Raw genomic sequence first — 21926 nt, forward strand, 5'->3', positions numbered from 1 at the left:
CGACACAATACGGTCTCACAGACAGGTGGAGGGTGCAGCCACTGCGCAAGCCACGGTTTCAATCTCACCAAGCCTGCGAGGCTATACGCCCTGGAAAGCCGGGAGCTTAAGGCCGTCAAGGTTGGCATATCTCAGCTCAAGGCCCCGAGTGATCGAGTCAAAGCCTTCCAGACGCGGGGCTGGCGCTTGATCATGCAGGTGACATGCCGTACGGGGGCGGAAGCCGCCTTGCTAGAGAAGCATGTCCTCCAGGTGATCCGGGGGGACTTCGGGTTTCGTTCGTTTCTCACGGCTGAACAAATGGGATGGCTAGGAGGTCACACGGAGACTTTCAGCGTGGAATCTCTCCCAGTCGCCTCACTCATCGGTGTCATCCAAAGGAAAGCCGAGGAGCTTAACGGCGCCAAGTAAAGGCCATCTCAAGACCATTGACCGGATTGATCCACATCGAATTATCCGCGACAATATGAATACGGAACGCGAAGAGGACCCGAGTTAGCCCCTCGGGTCCTCAAATGCCGCCACGCTCGCCCGGAATGAACGAAAGAGGACAACGTGACCACTGTAGCTGAGCCGCGCCCGCACACAGCAGCCCCCGTCCGCCGGAGTTTGGGCGACCTGTACGACCTCGCGGAGCGGCTGGCGGGCGCCACCGTCCTCCCGCCCCACCTGCGCGGGAACCCTGCGAACGTGCTGGTCCACCTCATGGCCGCCGAAGACCTGGGCCCGGCGGTCAGCGAGTACGCGGCGCTGACCCGCCTCTACCCGAGCAGCAACGAGGACGGGCAGCCGGACGGCGGCCTCGGGATGCGCTCCGACCTGGCCCGCTCCATCGCCCACGCGGCCGGGTACGACATCGACTACGAGGACTGGGACGCGAACGCCTGCACCGCAGTCCTCACCCACCCCGACGGCAGCGAGGACCGCTTCACCTACACCCGAGCTGACGCCGAAGCGGCCAACCTGTTCGACCCCGGCTACCGAGGCTCCAGCTACTGGCACCGCCACACCCGGCAGATGCTCGGACACCGCGCCGTCATGAACTGCCTCGGCTTCCACGCACCGTGGCTGCTCGCCGGTGTCAGTGCGATGGACGAGACCGCACACCTGGCCCCGATCGCCCCTCAGCGCTCCCGTACTCAGGCTGGTGTGGCGGCGGTTGTAGCGCAGGCCGCGAAGCCGGAGCCGGAGCCGACGGAAGCGCCGTCGTCTGATTCCGCGGCTCCGCCGGCGTCGCCGTCACCCGAACCGGCGCAGCCCGCGCCGACCCCCGAGCCTGAGCCGGAGCCCACCCCGGAGCCGGAGGAGAAGCCGGAGCCCAGCACCAGTGCAGCCGCTGAGGTCCGCCCGACTGCGACCGTGCGCATCCCCGACCCTGAGCCGACCTCCGAGACGCGTGCTACCGCCCTGTGGGAGTCCGTTCAGGACACCACCGATCGGGCCGTGATCGAGCAGGCCATCACCGACGCCAACACGGGCGGCCTGATGACCGTGACCGTGCCCGCCGAGGGCACGACGCTGCGGACGCTGCTGTACTCCCGCAAGGCCACGCTGCCCGCCGCCACGCCCGCACCGAAGCCGGAGCCGGTGAAGCCCGCACCCAAGAAGCGCGTCGCCAAGCCCAAGCCTGCAAACGAGTCGGAGCCGGAGGCGAAGAAGAGCACCGGCGTGGACCTCGGCAGTGTCGACCCGGACTCCCCCCAGGCCCGTGCCGCCGAACTGTGGGAGAAGGCGCAGGGTCTGACCGAACCGAAGGAGATCGGCGCCCTGTTCGCGTCCGCGTCCGCCAGCGGACTCTCCGATCAGGTCGTCGACGGCATGGCACTGCGCACCCGGCTGACAGACCTCGCCCGGAACCTGCCCAAGCCGAACGTCGTGCCCGCTTGCTCCTGCAATGAGATCGAGCTGGCCGCGAATGCCGGTGTGCACGCCAACGAGTGCCCGAAGGCCGCCAAGTGACGGCCGCAGCCGAGACCCGCGAGGCTGAGACACAGGCTCTCGCCGAGCGCGTGAACCGGGCGATCACCAGCGCGTTTCTCATCGAGGCCGACGCCGACTACCACGAAACCGGCTGTCTCTCGATATCCGGGATTGGGTCGTGTGCGCGGGCCGCCGCGTTCTGCCTGTCCGGTGCCACCCCGGCCGAACCGGCGGGAGAGCCCGACGAGCAGCGCACAGCCGCCCTGGGCCGCTACATCCACGCCGGGCTGATTCCCCGGCTCGCTCAGGCCCTGGGCGTGGAGCTGACGGCCGTTGAGCAGTCGGTGACCCTCACCGTCGGCGACGTCGTCCTCGACGGGCGCAGCGACCTCGTCCTGTATGCGGGCGGGGGGCTCGTGATCGACGTCAAGACCGTCGCCCGGCTCGGCGACAAGGAGCTGACCGTGCCGCGCAGGCACCGGCTCCAGCTCGGCGGCTACGCCCTCGCCCTGCGCCAGGCAGGACAGGGCATCGAGCGTGCGGGGGTGCTGTGGGTATGCAGGACCACCGGGCGCACCAGCCTGGTCTTGTGGGACGTCACAGAAGCGGTCCTGCGCGAGGTTGAGCAGCGCATCGAGCAGATCCAACGATGGGCGTCCATGGGCCCGCTGTGGGCGCCCAGGGAGGCTCCGGGTCCGGGGCTGTCGCGGATTTGCGACCGCTGCCCGTGGCTGACGCGGTGCTGGCCGGGAGCCCAGCCCGGCGTGAGCGGGGCGCAGGCCGTCCTGTTGAACGAGGGGACGGGCATCGCCGAGGCGGCGGCCGGCCTCGCCGTGGCCCGTGCGGCGAAGAAGTCGGCGGCCGAGGACGAGGAGTTCTGGCTCGCCGTCCTCGGCGGAACCGCCACCGGCACCTACGAGGACGACATCTACCGGGCGGAGATCGCCCGGAAGCCGGGGGCGAGCCGTCCTGACCAGAGGCGGATGCGGGAGCTGTTGGAGGAGGCGGAGATCCCCGTGCCGTACGCGCGCAACCGGGACTCCGTGGAGGTCGTCGTCACCCGCACCCGGTGACCTGGCGTCAATCTGTAGAAGCCGTGAGGTGCAGTTGTACCGTGAAGGGAGCTGTCTCCCCTAGGTAAAGCTGCCCCTGGGGGAGGCAGCTCCTCCATCCGCTTGAAGCCCCGAGGCGTCGCCTCGGGGCTTTGTTGTGTCCGGGGTCACCCCATCTGACCTGGGCTTTTCCACCGCATCCATTGATCGGTACATGCCAGTCCGAGATGATTGCATCACAGACGAGGACGAACTACCCGAAACGGACGCGACGTGAAGAACACCGCCCGCAAGAACCTCGCCCGCATCGCCAACGACACCCACGCCCTCACCCGGGCCGCACTCCGCGCCCCCAAGGCCCCGGCCCCCGCGAAGCGCCGCCTGTGGGACTGCGGCGACCGAGTCGAGGTCGCTGGCCGCAAGGGTCGCGTCCGCTCCGTCGACTTCGACTGGGTCCGCGTTTCCTTCGACGACAACGCGATCTCCACCGTCAAGGTCGCCAAGGACGACCTGGCCCCCGCTGCCTGACGAACGCGGCGCCGCCGGCCCCCGGGGCATTCGACCTGCCCCGGACGGCCGCCCCGCGAACCGCCACACGTCAGACGCCATCGAGAGGCCCGAGTTGAGCACGATCACCGCCCCCTACGGCTACCGCGTAGGCGACGACCGCCACATCCTCGTCCACGTCGTGGCGGGCAAGGGCTGGACCACCCGCGAGATCCCCGCGAAGCCCGACTCCCTGTGGGCCGAGTACCGCGAGGCCCGCACCATCACGAGCGCCTGGGCCATGTGCGGCGCCGGGCTCGACGGCCCGGCCCCCGCCGAAGGGCCGGGCGAGGGGCAGAAGTGGTGCCGCGAGTGCGTCCAGCCGGAACGCCGCGAGCTCCTGCGCACCCGCTTCTGACGCCGCCGGGGCGGGCTCATTCGACCTGAGCCCGCCCTGCCTCAACTCCTCTCACATTGTGAGCAGTTGGGTTGATATGCCCCATTTGCTCCGAGAGAATTGATCACGTGAGAGAGCGAGAGACGCACTCCATGCACAGACCCGGAAGGAACCCCATGACCGACGTCATCGACCCGATAGCCGAGATCCGGCAGATCCGCTCCCAGCTCGCCGAACAGGCCAGCGTCTGGACCCACGCCACCGTCGGGATCGTCCTCCAGCCGGAGAGCGAGCAGCCCGACGAGGAGACCTACTGGAAGGCGCTCGGCGCGATCTACGAGGCCGCCGCGCAAACGCTGCACATCCGCGTGACCCGAGGTGACATCGGCGGCAAGCACCGCTCCACCGCCCGCGCCCTGACCGACGCGTCGGCCTACATGACGCCGATCCCGATGCTGGTCCGCGTGAACCAGCCGCTCGTCGCACTCGGCTACGCGCAGCGCGTCGCGGTCCTCGCCAACCGGGCTCTGAGCGAGTGGCGCAAGTCCGACCGCTGACATGCGAAAAGCCCGGTCGGAGGGCATTCGACCTGCCCTCCGACCGGGCCACGCCCAGCGTAATCGACACCATTCAACGCATAGGAGCAACGCATGTCCGCCCTCTTCGAATCGGGCTACTTCCACCGGCACCCGGCGTGGCACAAGGAAGGGATGGTCACCTCCCGCCCGCCCCGCGACTGGCAGGAATTCCGCGTCTGGTCCGGCCTGACCTGGGACCCGGTGGAGGTGCCTCTCTTCACCGATGACGGCCTGGACTTCGAGACCGGCCAGCCCAAGTACCGGGGCCTGCGCACTCACAAGGCCGTGTTCCGTTCCGACCGCATGGACGCCGAAGAGCCCCTGGCCGTCGTCACCAGCACCTACGAGGTCATCAACCACCAGGCCATGGGAGAGATCGCCCAGGCCGTCCTCGCCGACCGCGAAGTGGAGATGGACGCCGGTGGCTCCCTCGACGGCGGCAAGACCGTCTGGGTCCTCTTCAAGCTCGGCGACCCCATCCAGATCGGCGGCGACACGTCCCTCACCCTCCCCTACGCCGCGTTCATCAACTCCCACGACGGCACCGGAGCATTGAAGGCCCTGTCCACCTCCGTGCGCGTGGTCTGTATGAACACCGTCAACGCCTCCATCGGCGAGGCCAGCCGCAACGGCACCGTGGCGACGATCTACCACACCACCAACTGGAAGGACCGCGTCGAGGAGATCCGCCTCGCCCTGGCCGGAGCCCGCGCCGACCACGACACCTACGTGGAGTGGGCCGAAGCCCTGACCGGCTTCTCCGTCACCGACGACGACTTCGACACCTTCGCCAAGCTGTGGTTCTGGCCCAAGGACATGACCGCCCAGATCACCGACCGGGTCCGCGCCAACATCCAGGACGCCGAGAACACCTTCCGCGCCATGTACCAGTCGGTGACCTGCGACGGCATCAGAGGCAACGCCTACGGCGTCATGCAGGCCATGGGCGAATACCTCGACCACGGGCGCGGCTTCCAGACGAAGGACGACGACGTCCGCCGCGACCGGCACACCCAGCGCACCCTCATGCGCCCCGAACCCCTCAAGCGGAAGGCCGCGATCGTCCTCGGCGACGTCATCAGCCAGAAGCTTGTCCACGGCCGCACCGTGAAGAACGCGAACACCGGCGAACTCCTCGCCCTCTGAAATCCCAGAAATCGTGTGGCCGCCCGCCCCCGGGCGGCCACACCCCCGCCCCCCAAGAGAAGGAGCACGTCATGACCCGAAGCCTCAAAATCGACCCCGACACCTACCCCAAGCTCGTCGAGCGCTACGAGCAGGGCCGCTCCATCCGCGTCCTGGCACGCGACCTCGGCTGCTCGTACGGAGCCGTCCACAAGGCCCTCACAGCCGCCGGAGCCGAGTTCCGCTCCCGAGGCGGAGCCCCCCTCAACCGGCAGCAGAAGAAGGCGTAACCGCCGCCCTACCCCCGTGGGCCGCCCGTCGCCGTACGGGCGGCCCGCCCCGCCCCGAGGAGAACCCGCCATGCCCCGCACCCGCAGCCCCCGTCGCCTCCACCAGCTCCGCCGTCTGCGATCCAAGACCCTCGACCGCCACACCCCGCTCCTGGACGCCGCCTTCGCAGCCATCGCCGATCACGTCGGCCACGACGTGATGGCCGCCGAGATCGCCATGCTGGACGCCCACCAGAGGGCCACCGAAGCCCTGCGCTCCCTCATCACCGGAGCCGACCCTGCCCGGCACAGCCTCGTCCTGTCGACGAACCTCGGCGGCGAACACCACGTGACCGGCTTCGAACTCGACACCACCACCACCGCGCAGGTCTGCGCGCACCACGCCCCCTTCGGTGTCTTCCTCGGAGCAGCCCTGGTCACCGCATCCCGGGGCGGGCTCGTCATGCGCACCATCGGCGAGGGCGACAAGGAGACCGTGCGCGGCTGGTCGCTGCACGACGGAGCCCTGACCCCGCTCACCGAGGAGCAGGTGTTCTCCGCGTACGCGGTCGACCACGCCACCGGCGAACCGATGCCGCCCCAGCCCGACACGACATTCGCGGGCGGCTTCCCGCTGCGCACCTGGTAGCCGACGACCATCGCGGCGCCGCCGGCCCAGTCCACCGCGGACTCGGCGGCGGCGCCGCTGGCGTTCAACCGGCGGGCGTCTACTTCTCGCCCTTGGGCCTGCGCATGAGGTACGCGGCGGCGATGGTGGCGGCGGCGGTGATGAGAGCACAAGCGATCTGCACGGGGTCCCCCTCAGGGTTCGGTGTGTCTTGCGGACAGGGAGGAGAGTGCACGCCGAAACCTCCTCCGCGCAACGGAGGTTTTTGGCTATCTCCGCAGGTCAGGGGCCTTTTCTGTACAGGGAGGCCCTGGGAAATTAGTAGAGGAGCGGCTCGGTTTTCACACAGGGCGGGACCCGTTATTCGGTGGCGTCCGGCATCGCCGCCCCGCCGACCTGCACGCCCTGCGCCGACCACGCCCCAGCGGTAACTGTTTTCGCTGTGCGCTTTCTGGTCTTCGAGCCAACATGTTTCTGATGGCTGAAAATTGACCTCCGGCCTCTTCGGTGACGTCTTCCCGGCAGGGGCAATTCAGGCGGCCTGTGGCGTCCGCCCCGGATGCGCCAAGCCTCGACGGCTGCGCCTTCGTCGCGGCGGGGACGACCGAGGCGGCCGCCAGCGGCGGCCTGCCTGACCCAGTTGGCAGGCCGTGGAATGGCTCTATCGGGGCGTTCGCGGGGAGCCGGTAGGCGGTGTCGGGGTTGTGTCCGGGGACACCCTCTGACCTGCGGGTTTCCCTCAACTCGGGCCCGACAAAACGGACTTACCGTCCTAAACTGATCACATAAGCGCGAGAGACGCGCTGTGAAATCAGAAACGAGAGCGCCCGATGAACGTGATCCGAACCCACTGGCAGACCGCCACGACCGCCCTCAAGGCCGCTTACGCCCTCTCCATCGCCACCTTCTTCGCCGCCCTCGGCGCGATCACCTACCTGTGGTACGTGGCCGTGATGGCCTGGATGGACGTCATCGTCCGCACCACCCTCCTCGGCTGACACCCGCCGGGCCCGCCCCACACGGGCGGGCCCGCCCAGTCAGCAGCCACCACCCGAGGAGAACCCTTGCGAACCACCGTCATCACGGCCGCGGCCGGCGCCGCCGTCGCCCTGCTCGCCGCCTGCACCGCCCCGGCCTACGACGGAGGAGAGGCCGCCCGCCTCATCTCCTGCACGGACAAGGACGACAAGGTCCTGGCCGAGTTCGAGGTCGTCAACCGGGACACCGAGCCGCACACGTTCACGGTCCGCGTCACCGGCACCGGCCTCCCGGAGCACTCCGTGGACATGGACATGCACCTCAACCCCGGCAGCACGTTCAGCACCACCGCCGAGATAACGGTCGCCGAGACCACACAGCGGGTCCCGCGCAACTGCTCGGTCACCTGGGAGATCGCCAAGTGAAGACCGACCGCACGCCCGTCGTGTCCCTCACCAGGGGCGGCACGACAGTGAACGTGGGCAGCCTGTCCCGTACCGCCGCCCTCCATCTGATGTTGCTGCTGTTCACCGGCGGCCTCGGTAACCTGATCGTCTGGATGATCGGCCGCAACCGGCGCAAGACCAACACCCACCGGAAGAGCGCCTGATGCCGATATCCCTCCAGCCGACGTCCCTGGCCATCGCCATGAATCTGCGCTGGCGTCTGGCCAACTCCCGCCCCGGAGCCGTCCGCAACACCTACCCGAACGGCTCCGGCACGTGCCCGGTCCCCGTGGAGCTGACGCCCGAGGAGCAGGCTGCCAACTGGCGCGAGGCCGACCGATGGCTTTCCCGCTGGTTCGTCCATGACAGGGACGGCTACGAGGCGTTCCTGGCAGCGTGCGCGGTGCCCGGCTCCGACCCGGACCCCTGCGCGTACTGCCGCGACTGCCGCTGACCTCCTGACGGCCGCCCCCGCCACAGGGGGCGGCCCCCTCATGAAATGAAGGAATTCGTTATGCCGAAGGGCCGCACCACCTCGACCGCCGAACAGCGCCGCATCGTCGCCCTCTACCTGGCCGGGAACTCGATGAAGGCCGTGGCGCTGGCCACGGACCGCTCGGAAGGGTTCATCCACAACTCGCTCGTCCGGGCGGGTGTCCGTATCCGCCAGCGCGGCGGGACCACGATGGCGCGTGCCGCCTGAAGTGCTCGTGACGCCGCCCCCTGCCTCAACCGATATCAGGAGTCCCCGATGAAAGAGATCCTTCAACTCAAGCTGGGCCACCTCCAGGAATCCCCGCTGAAGCCCGACCCGCTGGGCCGCCGGATGATGGGGTGGGAGTCCGGCCTGGACCCGCACGCGGTGTGGGAGCGCTCGCGCGGAGTGTGGCCGTTCAACCCCAAGCGGGCGAAGGCGGCTGGCCTGGTCCGCTTCGTCAATCCTGACGGCATCGTCGTGTGCGTGGCGACGGTGACGGACACGGAGCCGTACGGGCCCCGGCTGAACATCCTGATCGGCGAGGTCATAGCCGACCACCCGGAGATCGGGCTGCCGACGCCCGACGAGTGGGAGGGGCGGCCCACCTACAGGTACTTCCCGCAGCCCTGAGGCTGCTCGTGACGGCCCCCGCCCGGACAGGGCGGGGGCCGTCTTGCGTGGTGGGTGCCGCTGCTGCGCGGCTGACGGCTCCCCGGTGGCGGCCGGATAGAGCCAGTACGCACCCGGCGGCCCGGAGCCGCCAGGCGGAATCGGCGGTGTGTCCGGGGACACCCGCTGACCTGCGATTTTACCTCAACTCCCGCCCGACATGAGGTGGTTGGTCTCCTAGAATTAAGACATCGAGAGCGCGAGAGACACGCTCCGAGAGACCAGAAACGAGACCGACATGAACGCCGCCGCCACCGCCAACACCATCCGCGTCAGCCACAACGCGAAGAAGAAGCGGACTGTGATCCACACGGCGTGCGCGTGCCGCATCACGACCGGTCTCCGTCTCACCACCGACAGCGTCGAGGCCGCCACGACCGAGGCCGGCATCGCCGCGAACGGGCTCGGCTGGTCCCACTGCAAGAACTCCAAGCCGCTCGCCGCCAAGGCCAAGCCCCGCCCGACCAGCTTCACCGTCGACATTTGCAACATGCGGAACACCGGCAGCCCCGCCAGCCGAGCCGCCCGCCGCATAGCCGAGACCCTGGGCGCGGCCACCGACGTCGAACACCTGCGCAACGCCAGCGGACGTGGGATTTATACGCACCGCGTGCACTTCATGGCCGACGCCGACACCACCGCCGCGCTCCAGATCATGATCCCGACCTTCCTCGGCAAGGCGAACGAGGCCGCCCTGGACGCCGCTCACGAACTGCGCGCCGACCTGGTGGGCAAGGGCGTGAAGGGTGCACTGCTGGAGCGTCACTGCGCCCACCTGGAGCGCGCGACGATCCTGACGATGGGCGCCGACCTCGTCGACGCCCTGTAAGTCGCTGTGAGCGTCTGAGAGCGACCCTCGCCCGATGGGTGAGGGTCGCTCCCGTCTGCACTGCGGGGAGCCGGTAGGGCGTCGCTGGTGGTCGATGCCGGTGGCGGCGGCCTGCCGGTAGCGGGGAGGAGGGCGCGTACTGGCTCTATCCGGCCGCCCCTGGGAAGCCGGTAGGCCGCAGCCGGTGGAGGCCTCGCTCGTGTCCAGGATTCGGCCGGCGCCGCCGCGGAATGAGGCGGCCTCGACCGTGGAGGCGGAGGCGCCCACGCGAGCTAGCCTCTATGGCTCTGACCTGCGGTTTCACCTCAACTTGGGCCCGACAAAACCTACTTGCTCTCCTAAGATGATCACGTGAGCGCGAGGAACGCGCCCACGAAATCTCGGAAAAGAGACCACGCCGCATGACCGTCATCACCAGCAAGTCACTCAAGCGGGCACTCAAGACGGCGTGCGCGTCCTTCGCGCCCGACGAACTGGCCTACCTGGCCCTGACATCCAAGCCGGAGTCGCCAGTGCGCGACCGCCTGGCCTGGACTCTGCACACGAGCCTTCCCGACCACGTCGCCGCCCGCGAGTGGGCGACCAACGGGAAGCGCGCCCGCACCGACCTGGCCATCCTCGACAAGGCCAGCCATAAGCCCCTGGCCCTGATCGAACTGAAGGCGTGCTACACCTTTGACTTCGCCGACCCTGCACAGAAGTCGGTAGGAGACTACCGACGACGCATAGCCGACGACCTCGCCAAGGCCCGCGAAGCCGGAGACGCCGACACCGCCCTGTTCGGACTTCTCCTGATGACCCACCCGGCCATCCCCCCACAGCAGACCACCTCTGTGGTCAAGTACGGGCCGGATATCGAACGCTCCCTGAAGGCCCGCAGCTCCCACAGTCTGGCCGCCGCCGCCCGCCACAACGCCCTCACCGCACTGACCCCGCTGGGCAAGGTCAAGGACGGCACCCTTCGGGCAGGCAGCGCGTTCGGCATCGACGTGGACATCAGCTACTTCCTGATCCGCGCCGGTGAGGCGAGCCCGCAGTAGGCCACCTCCGGGAGCACACGCCACTAGCGGCGGCCTGCCGGTGATGGGGAGGCGGGTGCGTACTGGCTCTATCCGGCCGCCCCTGGGGAACTGGTAGGCCGCCACCGGTGACGGCCCCACCCGTGCGCACAGATCGGCCGGCGCCGCCGCGGATTCAGCGGCAGGCGGCCCGGTGCGGGGCCTCACACAGCGGGCTCAGCACCCAGCCGGTGGTGAGTCCGCCGGTCTGCTCGAACCGGCCGAGGACGGTGTGGCCGATGTGGCGGGCGAGCTGGGCGACGAGCCCGGCGTGGGTGACGAGCAGCGGGCCGGGGCTGCCGGGGGCGTCCTGGTCGAGCCGGTGGACCTCCGCGAGGACACACGGGCCGTGGACGGCGTCCTGGGCGTAGGAGGAGACGTGCACGGCCACGGGCAGGCCGTGCACGGCCCTCGGGTGGAACAGACGCCGCCTCACAGGAGTTCGAAGACCTCGTGGAGGGCGCGGTTCTCGGCGGCGCCGGGGGTGCATTCGTAGTCGGGTGCGTCCGACGCCCACCGCAGGACTTCCCGCTCACAGATTTCCAGCCCGGATACCTGGAAGATCCGCAGCGCGATCTGGAACGCAGTCAACTCTGCGGCCTTCATGGCGTCCCGCAGCTCCCCCGGCGTCCACGGCTCGGTGGGCTTGTTCTCCTCCGGCGGCTCCCCGAAGGTGACGTGCAGTGCCCGCTGCCCGGCTGCGGCGGGCGTCTTCCCATCGCGCCACCGCTGCACTTCCCGTTCGCTGACCTCAAGTTCGCACGCGGCGTACAGGCGGAGAACCATCCGCATCGGGGACCAGCCACGATCGTCAAGGAACTGCCGGACGTCCCCGGACGACCACACCCGCTCCGGGCTGACCTCCTTTGGCGGTCGGCCGAACACGGCGAACAGCGCCTTCTGGGCGCCTTCGTCAGGCTCGCCCTTCCCGTCACGCCAGAGGGCCACGCGCCGCTCGTGCACCTCCAGTTCAGCCTCCGCCCACAGACGGTAGGAGACCTGAATCGGCGACCACCCACGGGTGGTGAGGAGCCGCTGCACGGCCTCGGAGTTCCATGCTGTCGACGGCTGCTTTGTCATGTCTCAAGCGTCGGCGATCCGGCCGGCTACGCCGTCTTCCAAACGGGTGAATGGGGGCGTATGAGACGTTTCGGACCTCAGCCCCGGGTACCCAATCGTCCGGGGCTCTCGCGTGTCCGGGGACACCCTCTGACCTGCGGTTTTTCCTCAACTTGGGCCCGACATACAAGAATTATTCTCCTAAACTAATCACAACAGCGCGAAAGACGTGCAGTTGGACATAAGGGAGAACCTAATGGGCATCGACACCGACATAGCCGAGACGAAGCTGGAAGTCGCCTCGACCCTTCTGGCCGCCCTCGTCGGCGAAGTCGGCGACAACCGCACCAAGGGCCTTCTCCTTGCCGCCGTCACCTTCATCGAGGGCGACGGCGACACCTACGCCGAAGACGTCCAGCAGCTCTCCCGCGCCCTGGACGGGTCCGGCCTGCGAGACGACCAGGACATGCACTTCGAAGCCCTGGCCATGGCCGTCGAGAATGCGGAGATCGCGAGCTTCTGACGGCCTGCCGGGCGGGCGCCGATGCGCCCGCCCGGAGATCCGCGGCGCCGCCGGCCAACCCCTCCCAGGGTGTGAGACGACCCTTCTGATGACGTCAACACCTTGTTAGCGTCACCCGGTTCTACCCGAGGTAGAGACCGGCGGGCGTACCACCCAATTGCCCGCCCGGCCACGGGCTGCACCCAGCCTGAAAGGCCCGCACCATGCGCATCTCCTACCGGCTCCTGCCGAAGTTCGCCCCCCGCATCACCGTCACCCGGCGCGGCATCCGCGTACGCCTCTTCAAGAAGCCGTACCTCCACATCCGCTGACCCCATCCCCGGCCCATGGCCGGAACCTTCAAGGAGACTCCCGGTGACCTTCCCCCGCCGCCAGGCTGCCGCGCTCGTCATATCCGGCACGGTCCTCGCCGCCGCCCTCGCCGGATGCACCGCCAAGACGCCCCAGCCCGAACTCGCCGACCAGACCGGCAAGACCTACAGCGAAGCCCACACCGTCGCGAAGGCCGCCGGGTACCGCGTCATCCAGGCGAAGCTCGACACCTCGGACCGCGTGGACCTCGGCATCCCCTACACGATGACCTACGAGCCCGAGAACCTGCCGCCCGCCTACGCCGCATGGACTGTGTGCTCCACCAAGCCAGACTACATCGACACCGATTCGTCCGAGGAGGACCCCGGGTTCTGGTCCGTCGACTTCTTCATGGTGGAAAAGAAGGACGACTGCAAGAAGGGCAGGCTCGCCCCCGGCCTGACCGACCGGTACGACGCCCACGCCGAAGCTGTGAAGGCCGCGAAGGAAAAGATCAGGAATCAGACGCCCTCCACCCCGGCATACACGCCCCCTCCGAGCCGGGGCACGAGCGGCGGTACGAGCGGCAGCGGCGGCGCCTCCCAGGACCCGCCGCTGGCCCTGGACCTGTCCTGGCTGACCATGTCGGTGTCCGACCGCGCATACATGTGCAGCCGGTACAGGCAGGAGCCCGACTACATCGCCAGGCTGCTGGTCTCCCAGATCAAGGACCAGGCGGTCACCACTGCCCAGGCGCACACCCTGTTCCGCACCAACTGCTGACCACGCGCCGCCCAGCCCGAACCAGAAACAGGCCGGGCCCCCCGTCTGAAAGGACCCCCGATGACTGTCCCGCCCGAACCCCCGACCACCCCGCCGCACGGTTACGGCTACCCGCCTCCGTACGCCCCCCAAATACCGGCGCCGCCGGCCCCCGCGCCCCACACCCGCCCGGCCTGGCTCATACCGGCCGCCGCCGGACTCCTCGCCGGAGCGATCCTCGGAAGCGGCATCACCTACCTCGCCACCGCCCCCGAGGAGACACCCAAGGCCAAGGAGCCCGGCGTCTTCACCCTCACCGGCACCATGACCGCCCGAGGCGAGAAGAGCTCCATCGGGAAGGTCTCCTCCCGGGAGAACGGCTGCGCCGGGACCGGCGGATACCAGGACATGCGCTCGGGCACCACCGTCACCGTCTACGACACTCAGGGAACCGTCCTCGGCCAGGGAACCCTCGGCCCCGGCACCTACACGGGCGACTGGAAGTCCACCGACTCCAACACGTGCACCTTCCCCGTCACCGTCACCGGCGTACCCGAGGGCAAGGTCTCGTACCAGGTCGAGGTCGGCCGACGCGGCAAGCTCCTGCTCACCGAAGAGGAAGCCAAGAACGGCGGCTTCGCCGGTTCCCTGAGCTGAAAACCGAAAACCCCAGCGCGTCGCCGTCCGTCCACGGCGACGCCGGCCACGACGCCACACGAACGCCACCGAGACTCAGACCCGACCGCGCCACGCAGTCGGGCCTCCCTTGAAGGGATCGCTCCGTGCTCAGCAGCCGACGAAAGACCACGTCACTCGCCCTGACCGCCGCAGCACTTATCGCAGCGCTGACCAGCTGTAAGGGAACAGACGACATAGCTCCCAGCCTCGGCAACATGCAGGGCAAGTCCTTCCTCGAAGCCTCCCAAGCGGGTAAGGAAGCCGGGTACACCACGCGCCTCGACATCGGTGCCGGAGGACGCAAGTACAGCGCCCTGGACTACATGACGAACTCCAAGCACGACCCGTGGACCGTGTGCTGGTACACCACCGACAGAGTCAAGGGCAGCGCTGCCACCAACGGCGACTTTTGGTCCGTCCTCTTCTACATGGTCGAGCAGCCGTCCGACTGCAAGGACGGAAAGCTCACACCCGAGGCCAAGACGCGGTACGCCAGCACTCACTGACCCAGACGTCCGTCCGCCGTCCGTCCACGGCGACGCGGGTGAGTCGATGATCGGAAGCGGCATCCATCCCGATACCGCCAGAGAAGTACAGGAAGTCACCGCAATGTCCCGTGGGACATTGCGACATCTACACCGATACTCCATAGAAGCACCGCAAAGTAGCCTCAATGTCCCACGGGACATTGAGGAAGATCCAAACGGCAGCCCGCACCCCGACCGGAGGCGTGGGCCGTTTCTGTTTTCCAAGAAATCGTCGGCCTGACCTCATCGACCCGATGACGTCCACCGCGGATTGCCGTCATCCGGCAACCGTCAATCAGCCGCCGCGAATTGACCTGCTTATCCCACTCGTCACACATGAGGCGTTCCGCTAGGGTCTGATCACTGACCCCGAACAACATTGGATATCCGGGGTCATCAAGTGCGCCAATCGGGTGAATCTGGAGGGATGTTGACGGAAATCATCACATCGGACAGTCTGCTTCCGGCGGTGATGGAAGAAGTCGGGTCGATCGTCATGCCCGAGGACTATGACGATGCAACCAGGGCAAAGCTCGCGGAACTGGAAGAGCGGGCGAAGCAGCACGTACAGGGCAAGCGGCCGAAGAACACTACAGATGGGTATGAACAGGACTGGCGGGACTGGCAGCGCTTCGCGTACGCCTGGAACCTGCCCCTGACGGCCATCACCCCCGGCTCCCTCGTCGCCTTCGTGGAATGGCTCTGGCTCCAGCCCGGCCAGAAGGACGGGAGCTTCCTCGCACCTAACACGATCCGCCGCCGACTATCCGGCGTCGTCGTCACCGGGCGCCAGCGGTTCCGGCTCGACCTGAACGACAAGACCGCCGAGGCCGCACGTGAACTCCTGCGCCGCAAAATCAAGGAAATGGAAGAGGCGGGCGAGCAGCGAGGCCGGGGCCAGGCGCCCGCGCTGCTGATCCCCCACCTGCAAGCCATCTCCGCCGCCTGCCCCGACGACCTCGAAGGTCTACGGGACCGGGCCATGATCCTGACCCACTTCGTCATCGCCGGTCGCGAGCACGAAGTGGCCGCCCTGCGCGTGCGCGACATAGTGGCCGACGAGCACGGCCTCGTGGTCGACATCCGAGTCTCCAAGACCCGCCCCCGCAAGGTTCCCGTCCCCTACGGCAGCCGCCCCTCCACCTGCGCCGTTCGCGCATGGGCAGCTTGGCAGCAAGCACGCCAGGCCGGACCCGACGAGTACGCCTTCTGCGGTGTGCACTGGAAGGCCAAGACCCTGCTGCCCGGAGGCCTCACCGCCGAGGGCGTGGGCGACGTCGTCACACGGGCCGGTAACCGCACAAACCTCGGCATCGTCTTCACCGGACACAGCCCCCGTCGAGGACTCGCCACCGAAGCCAAGCGTGCAGGCCGGGACCGCAGCGTCATCGCCAAACAAGGCGGCTGGGCCCCCAACTCCGTCTCCATGGAGGGCTACTTCGAGGATGCGGACCAGTGGGAAGACAACGCCCTGATCGGAATCGGCCTGTGACAGATCCGAACACCGCTGGGTGAGCTTTAGACGGTCCGAGCATCCCCGAGCCTGGCCGGTGTAGACCGGGCCGTGCCCGAGGCTGTGCTGGGAGACCCCGCAGCGGCTGCCGGTCTCGGGGCCGTCAGCCTCCCGCGGTCCCCAACGGGGTGCGGGCGCTGCTCTCAGACTGTGACCAGTGAGCCCGAACGGGGACACGGCGCAGCCGGCGTAGAGCGCTGCTGGTCGTCACCTGTCCGGGGTGTCCTGCGTACTGCTGCCGAATCTCACGCCATGAGGCCGATAGCGTCGTAGTCGGGTGACTTTGGCCCCGGCTGCTGCGCGCCAATGAGCCGTACGCAATGATGGAGACGGCCCGTGATTACCACTCCTTCGAACAGCACTGGGCCACGAGTAGAAGGAATCCCTCATGAATGACGTCTCAAAACAGCAGGTGAACCTGCTGACCCTGTGCTCGCTGCACCATGACGGTGCGACCGTGGACTGGCACGTGATCGCCCGTACCTGCCAGTCGGAGGCGGGGCTGGAAGCCCTGTTGGCCGGGGAGATCCCCGAGGACTCTGTCGCTGCCCGTAAGTCTCTGCCCATCCTGCGGGGCGGTCTTGACGCCCAGGACCAGTCGCGTGAGCGCGTGATGTCCGAGCTAAGGGCGGCCGAGAAGGCCGGGGCCCGGCTGGTCACGGTGCTGGACGAGAACTATCCGGCGAATCTGAGGCTGGTGCCGAATCTGCCTCCGTTCCTGTTCTACCTGGGAGAGCTGGAACCGCGTGACGCCCGCTCGATTGCGGTGGTTGGCACGCGGGGGGCCTCTGAGGAGGGTCTTCGCCGGGCGGCCCGCATGACGCGGGGCCTGGTCGATGAGGGTGTGGTGATCTTCAGCGGTTTGGCGAAGGGCATCGACACCGCTGCGCACAAGGCGACCCTGGAGGCGGGGGGCCGCACCGTGGCCGTGATGGGCACAGGCATCGCGGCGAACGTCTACCCGGCGGAGAACAAGCCGCTGGCGAAGAAGATCGTGGAAGACGGAGGGGCGATCCTGTCCCAGTTCTGGCCGACGAGCCCACCGGCCCGCTGGACGTTCCCACGCCGCAATGTCGTCACGTCGGGCGCGAGCATGGGCAGTGTGGTCATCGAGGCGTCTAGTACGTCCGGGGCGAAGATGCAGGCCAGGATTGCGGCCGAGCACGGCAAGCAGGTATTCCTGCTTCGCTCGCTGGCGGCAACCCAGCCGTGGGCGGCGAAGATGATCGCCGACGGCCGGGCTGTAGAGGTCGCCGAACTGAACGATGTGATTAGACGTCTCGGAAGTCCCGAGCGTGTCCGGAAGGCAAGCCAGCAGCGTATCCAGCTCGCTCTGGCGGGCCTGTGACCGACGAACTTCCCCAGCCGCTCGGATTCCCCCACTGCGCGCGGTGCCCCTACCGCGTCAACGGCACCCCCCGGATATGCGGAGACTGCGCCGGTAAGACCCTCAAGCCGATCCCCGACGACCACTGCCCCATCTGCTCGCAGGTCCTCAAGCCCGGCGTGCCCTGCGCGAACAGTCTGTGCGGCTGGTCCGAGGGCCGGGATCGGTGGAGGCGGAGCATCACCCGGATCGACGCGGTCGCCCAGTACACGGACCCGTTCAGCTCCACCCTGAGGCAGTTCAAGGAGGTCGCGGGTAACGCACCGTGGGGAGGGATCTTCGGGCGTCTCCTGGTCGGCTGGATGGAAACGCACAACCAGATGGTCTCCGACATCGACCTCATCATCGGTAACCCCACCCACGCCGAGCGACAGCCGTTGCAGCACATCGAGACGATCATGGCAGCCGCACACACGGCGGACGCTCTTGGCTGGTGGCCTCTCCCGCACCCTGAGAAGCCGATGCTGGTCAAGACGAAAGCGACCGTCACCTCCAAGGACAAGGGCTTCGTCGCCAAGGAAGAAGCTGCCTGGGAGCACGTCATGGCCATCCAGAAGACTTCTGCCGCCGACTTCAAGGGCAAGAAGATCCTCCTGATCGACGACGTGTGCACTACCGGACTCCAGCTGAACTACCTGGCCCACCGGCTGATGGCCTCCGGGGCCGCCGAGGTCCGGGGTCTGGTCCTCGCCCGGGTCCCCTGGAAATACTGACCGACTGCTGCGGCCCCCACCCCATCCGGGGTGCGGGGCCGCCGTCGTCTCAAGGCGCCGCCGGCGCCCGCAGCTATCGCTCTGTTCGAGGTGTGGGGGGTGGCTGTTCGCGCTGTGCGCTTCTCAGCTTCAGCTCGTGCGCATCCGTCGGCACCGTGGTCAGGCAGCGGTCTTCGACCGCGGCTTGCCTGACCTCGTCCAGGGCTTTAGTCGCGTGCTTGGTGTTCATCGCCACGGCTTTGCCGTTGGCCCACTGGCTCGCGAGCGAGCCGATCTCTGCAATGGCGAGCTGTTCGCCGAGTTCACTGTTGGTGATGCCGGAGAACCCGGAGGCGCGGACCTCCGAGGCGCCGACCAGGAAGCGGTCCGGGGCGGCAGATATGAAGGCGTACGTCTTAACGGAGCGGCGCTCGGGGACGTTGAAGGAGTGCCATTCGACGACTGGGGTCGGCAGCGTGCCCTCCCTCCACAGGCGGGTGATGAGGGTGCGTGCGTCCGCGTCGAGGGTGTCGAAGAGGTATTCGCCGGGCTTGGTCTCTGGGCGCAGCATGAGGAACGGGCTGAAGAAGAAGTCGTCGGGAAGCTCTCCTCGCTCCTGGGCGGCTTCGGATGCCCGCCAGGTGTAGAAGTTGGAGATCAGGTACTCAAGGACCGTCCATCTGCCTTCCTTCTGGGCGAAGTGGCTGCCCACGCGGATCAGTGGGAGGCCCGCTTGTTCGCACAGGCGGTCTTTCCGCTCGTCGTTGGACCGGACGCGATCGTTTGCCCAGTGGCTGGAGCCGTCGATCTCGATGGCGAAGCGGGGCATTGACTTCTCGTCGGCGATGACGAAGTCCAGGTGGGCCTTCATGGCGTAGGTCAGATCGGGCCCGGAGGTACCGGTGATCATCTCGACGTCGATGACGTCGGCCAGGCGGGACTTGAGGGATATCTGGTCGCCGTTCCGTTGGACGGCCTTGCCTATGAGGTGATGGGCCAGCTCCTCGCTCCGGTTGACGGTGAGGCGTTTGATCGCGCTAGGGCTCATGCACTGGTATGTACCCGACGAGGGAGCGGTTCCGCAGCGTGATCTCACGACCGGCGGGGGCACAACTCCCAGACAGATATCGCGCGCGGCAAGTAGCAGGGACCGACAAATCGCAGCGGTCTACCGGCGGCGAGCGCTACCGTCGCGGGCATGAGCTGGTCATTGAGTCGCTTCGCGCCGCCAGACCCGGAGCTGCTGGACGCCTTGTTCCTCGCCGTCGGCCGAGCGCTCCACCTGGCGAACGCCTACGAAGACAAATGCCAGTACGTCTTGCGCATCGGCAACATGATCACGGCCCAGCAAGCAGACCCGCTCCTCACCTTGGACGAGATGATCGTCGCCGCCCCGGCAGACAAGATGCTGGGCGGCACATTGCACGGCCTGGCCAGTCACCCCATGGGCGTGACCATGGACATGGACACGCTCCACAAGGCCCGGGAAGCCCGGAACTTCATCGCCCACGAGGGTGCATCGATCGGCTACATCTGGTCTGCGCGCCGCGAAGCGATCCTTGAGCATGCGGTGAAACTGCGCGCGGCCGTCGCCGATCTGGCAGCAGGCGACAACCTCATCTCACAGTGGTGCCACGGCCTGGAGGAGCCCCACGCGTCTCAGCCCACGGACTGGATCGCCGCCTATCCCACCGTCGTAGACGCATGGGTCTTCGCCAACCTGCTCGTCCTGCTCCCTGAGCCGACAGATCAGCAACCGACCACGGTTTCCGATCCATCGGAGTAAGCACAGCACGGGCACGGCGGCGCCGGCCGAATGAGGTCAGCGGCGTCTCCGGCGGGCTGGGCGGCCGTCGTCCCCGGTGCCGAGAATTTGGGAAACGTCCGGGGTGCTGGCAGCCCTGAGTTGCCGACGAAGTTCGATCTGGCTCTCCTCGCTGGCAGCCAGTAGACCGAGCGCGGTCTCCACCTCGGCCGCGAGCCGACCTGCCTGTGTCTGGGCAGAGGCCAGGCGACGCTCCAGCTCGTGCTGGACGCGGTCGCGGCGTTCCCGGTAGGCGGCTGCTGCTGCGGTGGCTCGGGCGCGTTCGGCGGTGATGGCGGCGGCGACCAGTGTGGCGGTGCGGGCCTGCTCGTCGGCCAGGGCCTGCTCGGCGGTCTGCCGGGCGAGGGTGTCGGCGCGCTGGCGGGCGCGGGCTGCGCGCAGGACGGTGTCCCGCTCCCGCGCAGTCGCCTCGGCTGCCTTCCGCAGACGCCGCTCCTGCTCGGCTTCGGCCCGGTGGCGGGTGGCCTCGTCGGCCATTTCCAGCGCCATTCGCACCGGGTCGACAGCCATGAGGTCCAGGGCGTCGGTGGACCGTACCGGCCGCACGCTCACCGGAGGTCGTCCTCGTCGTCCATGCGGTCCATGCGGTAGATGCCGGACGGTTCGGCCCCTGCACGTCGGCGCTGCATCTCCTCCACGGTCCGGTCCAGGAGTTCCCGCCGTTCCTCCAATGTCATGGCCTGTACCTGCTCCATGCCCGGCACGCCGCTGATTGCTGCTGCCCCGGCTTGCGCGCTGGCGGTCACGTTGACTTCGACGGCGGGGCCGGCCGCGCCTTGGAGTGGGGCGGTCTGCCTGTTGTAGACCTCCATCGCCTTCAGGCCGAGTGCCAGTTTCGTCTCGGTCTTCATGACGTCCGGGTTGGCAGTGATGTCCTGAAGACCGGCACTCACCAGGCGGGAGGCGACCTGGTGCGTGAGCCGGGTCTGGATGTCGCTCTCCTTCTCGACCCGTAGCAGCCGGTCTGTGGAGCGGCGGCGGGCTTCGAGCCTGTCCCAGGCTTCCACCCGCCTGTCCCAGGCGTGGGCGCGGGCGATCTGGCGAACGTAGTCGTAGTGGAGCGCGTCGCCCTGCTCAGCCAGTTTCTCCACCAGCCCTTTCAGGGTGCGGGTGGAGCCCATGTAGAGGAAGGCCTCGAAGCGGGCGAAGTGGCGGCTGGACTCGCCTGGCTGCCTGGTGCACAGGTCGAGGTTCGGGTCCATGCGGAACTTCGTGCTGAACGCGGTCATCAGACGGCTGCCTCTCGGGCCGCGCCGTAGAACAGGCCGAGGTCGACGTCGATGCGCCGCCACCCCGTGCTGCTCTCGTGCCGGGCATTGGTTTCGTGGACGATCGACCGGTACCAGTTCCTCAGCCCGTCCGCCTGAATCGGACTACCGGCGGGCTTCTTGATCACCCCGGCGTTCTTCCCGCCGCCGTCGCGGGTGATCGTGACCTGATGCGTCACCCACAGCCGGTCGTGCCGCAAGGTTTCCGGGAGCCGACCGGCCAGCGCCTTCTGCCTCTTGATCCATTCGGCCAGGCTGGCAGCCGTCAGGGGGCTCAGCGCGTACGCGGCCCCGTCCACGACCAGGGCCGACCGGCCCAGCTTCACATCACCGACGCGCAGCCCGTGGAGCCGGGCGAACGACAGCCGGGCATCCCAGATGATCCCCATCATGCTCGCGGTCGCGGTGCGGTGCCGAACCGACCGGTGACCCCGCGCCCGGCCGAGGAGCAGTACTGCCTGACGCTGGTCGGGCGGCCATCCGTCAGT

General features: G+C 68.0%; 31 protein-coding genes. 24 read left to right on the forward strand and 7 right to left on the reverse strand.

Annotated elements, in window-relative coordinates; genetic code table 11:
* The first annotated feature begins 555 nt into the window (after nt 1-555).
* The 8 genes from ACODT5_RS28735 (at nt 556) to ACODT5_RS28770 (ending at nt 6476) form a co-directional block, all read left to right on the forward strand.
* Nucleotides 556-1959 (forward strand): hypothetical protein, encoded by a 1404-nt coding sequence (locus ACODT5_RS28735; protein ID WP_422522079.1) that lies wholly within the window; start codon nt 556-558, stop codon nt 1957-1959.
* Complete coding sequence (locus ACODT5_RS28740) at nt 1956-2993, forward strand: PD-(D/E)XK nuclease family protein (RefSeq protein WP_422522080.1); 1038 nt, start codon at nt 1956-1958, stop codon at nt 2991-2993. The genes ACODT5_RS28735 and ACODT5_RS28740 overlap by 4 nt, the downstream gene beginning before the upstream one ends.
* A 252-nt stretch (nt 2994-3245) precedes the next feature.
* Nucleotides 3246-3500: a hypothetical protein gene (locus ACODT5_RS28745; RefSeq protein WP_422522081.1), complete on the forward strand. Its 255-nt coding sequence runs from the start codon at nt 3246-3248 to the stop codon at nt 3498-3500.
* 94 nt (nt 3501-3594) lie between these two features.
* The gene (locus ACODT5_RS28750; protein WP_422522082.1) at nt 3595-3876 is read left to right on the forward strand and encodes a hypothetical protein; all 282 of its coding nucleotides are present in this window, start codon (nt 3595-3597) and stop codon (nt 3874-3876) included.
* Nucleotides 3877-4031: 155 nt separating this feature from the next.
* Nucleotides 4032-4412 carry a hypothetical protein gene (locus ACODT5_RS28755; protein WP_422522083.1) on the forward strand — a complete coding sequence of 127 codons (381 nt, stop codon included), beginning with the start codon at nt 4032-4034 and terminating at the stop codon, nt 4410-4412.
* A 93-nt stretch (nt 4413-4505) separates the two neighbouring features.
* Nucleotides 4506-5579, forward strand: a complete 1074-nt coding sequence (locus tag ACODT5_RS28760) for a DUF932 domain-containing protein (RefSeq protein ID WP_422522084.1) — start codon at nt 4506-4508, stop codon at nt 5577-5579.
* A gap of 71 nt (nt 5580-5650) precedes the next feature.
* Complete coding sequence (locus ACODT5_RS28765) at nt 5651-5848, forward strand: helix-turn-helix domain-containing protein (protein WP_422522085.1); 198 nt, start codon at nt 5651-5653, stop codon at nt 5846-5848.
* Nucleotides 5849-5918: 70 nt separating this feature from the next.
* The gene (locus ACODT5_RS28770; RefSeq protein ID WP_422522086.1) at nt 5919-6476 is read left to right on the forward strand and encodes a hypothetical protein; all 558 of its coding nucleotides are present in this window, start codon (nt 5919-5921) and stop codon (nt 6474-6476) included.
* Nucleotides 6477-6555: 79 nt separating this feature from the next.
* On the opposite strand, the gene ACODT5_RS28775 is transcribed toward ACODT5_RS28770, so the two are convergent.
* On the reverse strand, nt 6556-6690 hold the full coding sequence (locus tag ACODT5_RS28775) for a hypothetical protein (RefSeq protein WP_422522087.1): 135 nt from the start codon (nt 6688-6690) through the stop codon (nt 6556-6558).
* Between the two features lie 595 nt (nt 6691-7285).
* On the opposite strand from ACODT5_RS28775, the gene ACODT5_RS28780 reads away from it, so the two are divergent.
* The 8 genes from ACODT5_RS28780 to ACODT5_RS28815 all read left to right on the forward strand — a co-directional run bounded on the left by ACODT5_RS28780 (nt 7286) and on the right by ACODT5_RS28815 (nt 10895).
* Nucleotides 7286-7453: a hypothetical protein gene (locus tag ACODT5_RS28780; RefSeq protein ID WP_422522088.1), complete on the forward strand. Its 168-nt coding sequence runs from the start codon at nt 7286-7288 to the stop codon at nt 7451-7453.
* 66 nt (nt 7454-7519) lie between these two features.
* Nucleotides 7520-7858, forward strand: coding sequence for a hypothetical protein (locus tag ACODT5_RS28785; RefSeq protein ID WP_422522089.1), 339 nt, complete (start codon nt 7520-7522; stop codon nt 7856-7858).
* Complete coding sequence (locus tag ACODT5_RS28790) at nt 7855-8043, forward strand: hypothetical protein (RefSeq protein ID WP_422522090.1); 189 nt, start codon at nt 7855-7857, stop codon at nt 8041-8043. Before ACODT5_RS28785 ends, ACODT5_RS28790 begins: the two co-directional genes overlap by 4 nt.
* Nucleotides 8043-8333, forward strand: coding sequence for a hypothetical protein (locus ACODT5_RS28795; RefSeq protein WP_422522091.1), 291 nt, complete (start codon nt 8043-8045; stop codon nt 8331-8333). Before ACODT5_RS28790 ends, ACODT5_RS28795 begins: the two co-directional genes overlap by 1 nt.
* A 60-nt stretch (nt 8334-8393) precedes the next feature.
* Nucleotides 8394-8582, forward strand: a complete 189-nt coding sequence (locus ACODT5_RS28800) for a helix-turn-helix domain-containing protein (protein ID WP_422522092.1) — start codon at nt 8394-8396, stop codon at nt 8580-8582.
* A gap of 48 nt (nt 8583-8630) precedes the next feature.
* Nucleotides 8631-8987 (forward strand): hypothetical protein, encoded by a 357-nt coding sequence (locus ACODT5_RS28805; protein ID WP_422522093.1) that lies wholly within the window; start codon nt 8631-8633, stop codon nt 8985-8987.
* Nucleotides 8988-9264: 277 nt separating this feature from the next.
* On the forward strand, nt 9265-9855 hold the full coding sequence (locus ACODT5_RS28810) for a hypothetical protein (protein ID WP_422522094.1): 591 nt from the start codon (nt 9265-9267) through the stop codon (nt 9853-9855).
* Between the two features lie 401 nt (nt 9856-10256).
* Nucleotides 10257-10895 carry a hypothetical protein gene (locus ACODT5_RS28815; protein WP_422522095.1) on the forward strand — a complete coding sequence of 213 codons (639 nt, stop codon included), beginning with the start codon at nt 10257-10259 and terminating at the stop codon, nt 10893-10895.
* A gap of 154 nt (nt 10896-11049) precedes the next feature.
* Here the strand turns inward: ACODT5_RS28815 and ACODT5_RS28820 are convergent, their stop codons facing one another.
* Together ACODT5_RS28820 and ACODT5_RS28825 are read right to left on the reverse strand one after the other, a co-directional pair.
* Complete coding sequence (locus ACODT5_RS28820) at nt 11050-11319, reverse strand: hypothetical protein (RefSeq protein ID WP_422522096.1); 270 nt, start codon at nt 11317-11319, stop codon at nt 11050-11052.
* 26 nt (nt 11320-11345) lie between these two features.
* Complete coding sequence (locus ACODT5_RS28825) at nt 11346-11993, reverse strand: hypothetical protein (protein ID WP_422522097.1); 648 nt, start codon at nt 11991-11993, stop codon at nt 11346-11348.
* Nucleotides 11994-12228: 235 nt separating this feature from the next.
* Here ACODT5_RS28825 and ACODT5_RS28830 point away from each other — a divergent pair, with 235 nt between their 5' ends.
* From ACODT5_RS28830 to ACODT5_RS28860, 7 genes are all read left to right on the forward strand, one after another.
* Complete coding sequence (locus ACODT5_RS28830) at nt 12229-12495, forward strand: hypothetical protein (protein WP_422522098.1); 267 nt, start codon at nt 12229-12231, stop codon at nt 12493-12495.
* A 354-nt stretch (nt 12496-12849) separates the two neighbouring features.
* On the forward strand, nt 12850-13569 hold the full coding sequence (locus tag ACODT5_RS28835) for a hypothetical protein (RefSeq protein ID WP_422522099.1): 720 nt from the start codon (nt 12850-12852) through the stop codon (nt 13567-13569).
* 60 nt (nt 13570-13629) lie between these two features.
* Nucleotides 13630-14205: a hypothetical protein gene (locus ACODT5_RS28840; protein ID WP_422522100.1), complete on the forward strand. Its 576-nt coding sequence runs from the start codon at nt 13630-13632 to the stop codon at nt 14203-14205.
* A gap of 236 nt (nt 14206-14441) precedes the next feature.
* Nucleotides 14442-14732 (forward strand): hypothetical protein, encoded by a 291-nt coding sequence (locus tag ACODT5_RS28845; RefSeq protein ID WP_422522101.1) that lies wholly within the window; start codon nt 14442-14444, stop codon nt 14730-14732.
* Nucleotides 14733-15225: 493 nt separating this feature from the next.
* Nucleotides 15226-16245: a tyrosine-type recombinase/integrase gene (locus ACODT5_RS28850; RefSeq protein ID WP_422525067.1), complete on the forward strand. Its 1020-nt coding sequence runs from the start codon at nt 15226-15228 to the stop codon at nt 16243-16245.
* A 409-nt stretch (nt 16246-16654) separates the two neighbouring features.
* Nucleotides 16655-17614, forward strand: coding sequence for a DNA-processing protein DprA (locus ACODT5_RS28855; RefSeq protein ID WP_422522102.1), 960 nt, complete (start codon nt 16655-16657; stop codon nt 17612-17614).
* Nucleotides 17611-18366, forward strand: a complete 756-nt coding sequence (locus ACODT5_RS28860; RefSeq protein WP_422522103.1) for a ComF family protein — start codon at nt 17611-17613, stop codon at nt 18364-18366. Before ACODT5_RS28855 ends, ACODT5_RS28860 begins: the two co-directional genes overlap by 4 nt.
* Before the next feature lie 73 nt (nt 18367-18439).
* Here the strand turns inward: ACODT5_RS28860 and ACODT5_RS28865 are convergent, their stop codons facing one another.
* Nucleotides 18440-19393, reverse strand: coding sequence for a DUF2726 domain-containing protein (locus tag ACODT5_RS28865; protein WP_422522104.1), 954 nt, complete (start codon nt 19391-19393; stop codon nt 18440-18442).
* Nucleotides 19394-19543: 150 nt separating this feature from the next.
* On the opposite strand from ACODT5_RS28865, the gene ACODT5_RS28870 reads away from it, so the two are divergent.
* A complete protein-coding gene (locus ACODT5_RS28870) occupies nt 19544-20131 on the forward strand; it encodes a hypothetical protein (RefSeq protein WP_422522105.1) in 588 nt (195 codons plus the stop codon).
* 36 nt (nt 20132-20167) lie between these two features.
* Here the strand turns inward: ACODT5_RS28870 and ACODT5_RS28875 are convergent, their stop codons facing one another.
* From ACODT5_RS28875 to ACODT5_RS28885, 3 genes are read right to left on the reverse strand one after another with little or no spacing between them, the layout of a single operon-like run.
* Entirely contained in the window at nt 20168-20722 is a 555-nt protein-coding gene (locus ACODT5_RS28875; RefSeq protein ID WP_422522106.1) for a hypothetical protein, read from the reverse strand.
* Complete coding sequence (locus ACODT5_RS28880) at nt 20719-21399, reverse strand: hypothetical protein (RefSeq protein ID WP_422522107.1); 681 nt, start codon at nt 21397-21399, stop codon at nt 20719-20721. Before ACODT5_RS28880 ends, ACODT5_RS28875 begins: the two co-directional genes overlap by 4 nt.
* Entirely contained in the window at nt 21399-21830 is a 432-nt protein-coding gene (locus tag ACODT5_RS28885) for a hypothetical protein (protein ID WP_422522108.1), read from the reverse strand. The genes ACODT5_RS28880 and ACODT5_RS28885 overlap by 1 nt, the downstream gene beginning before the upstream one ends.
* Between the last annotated feature and the right edge of the window lie 96 nt (nt 21831-21926).

Source organism: Streptomyces tatrensis (assembly GCF_049310065.1).
GTDB lineage: Bacteria > Actinomycetota > Actinomycetes > Streptomycetales > Streptomycetaceae > Streptomyces.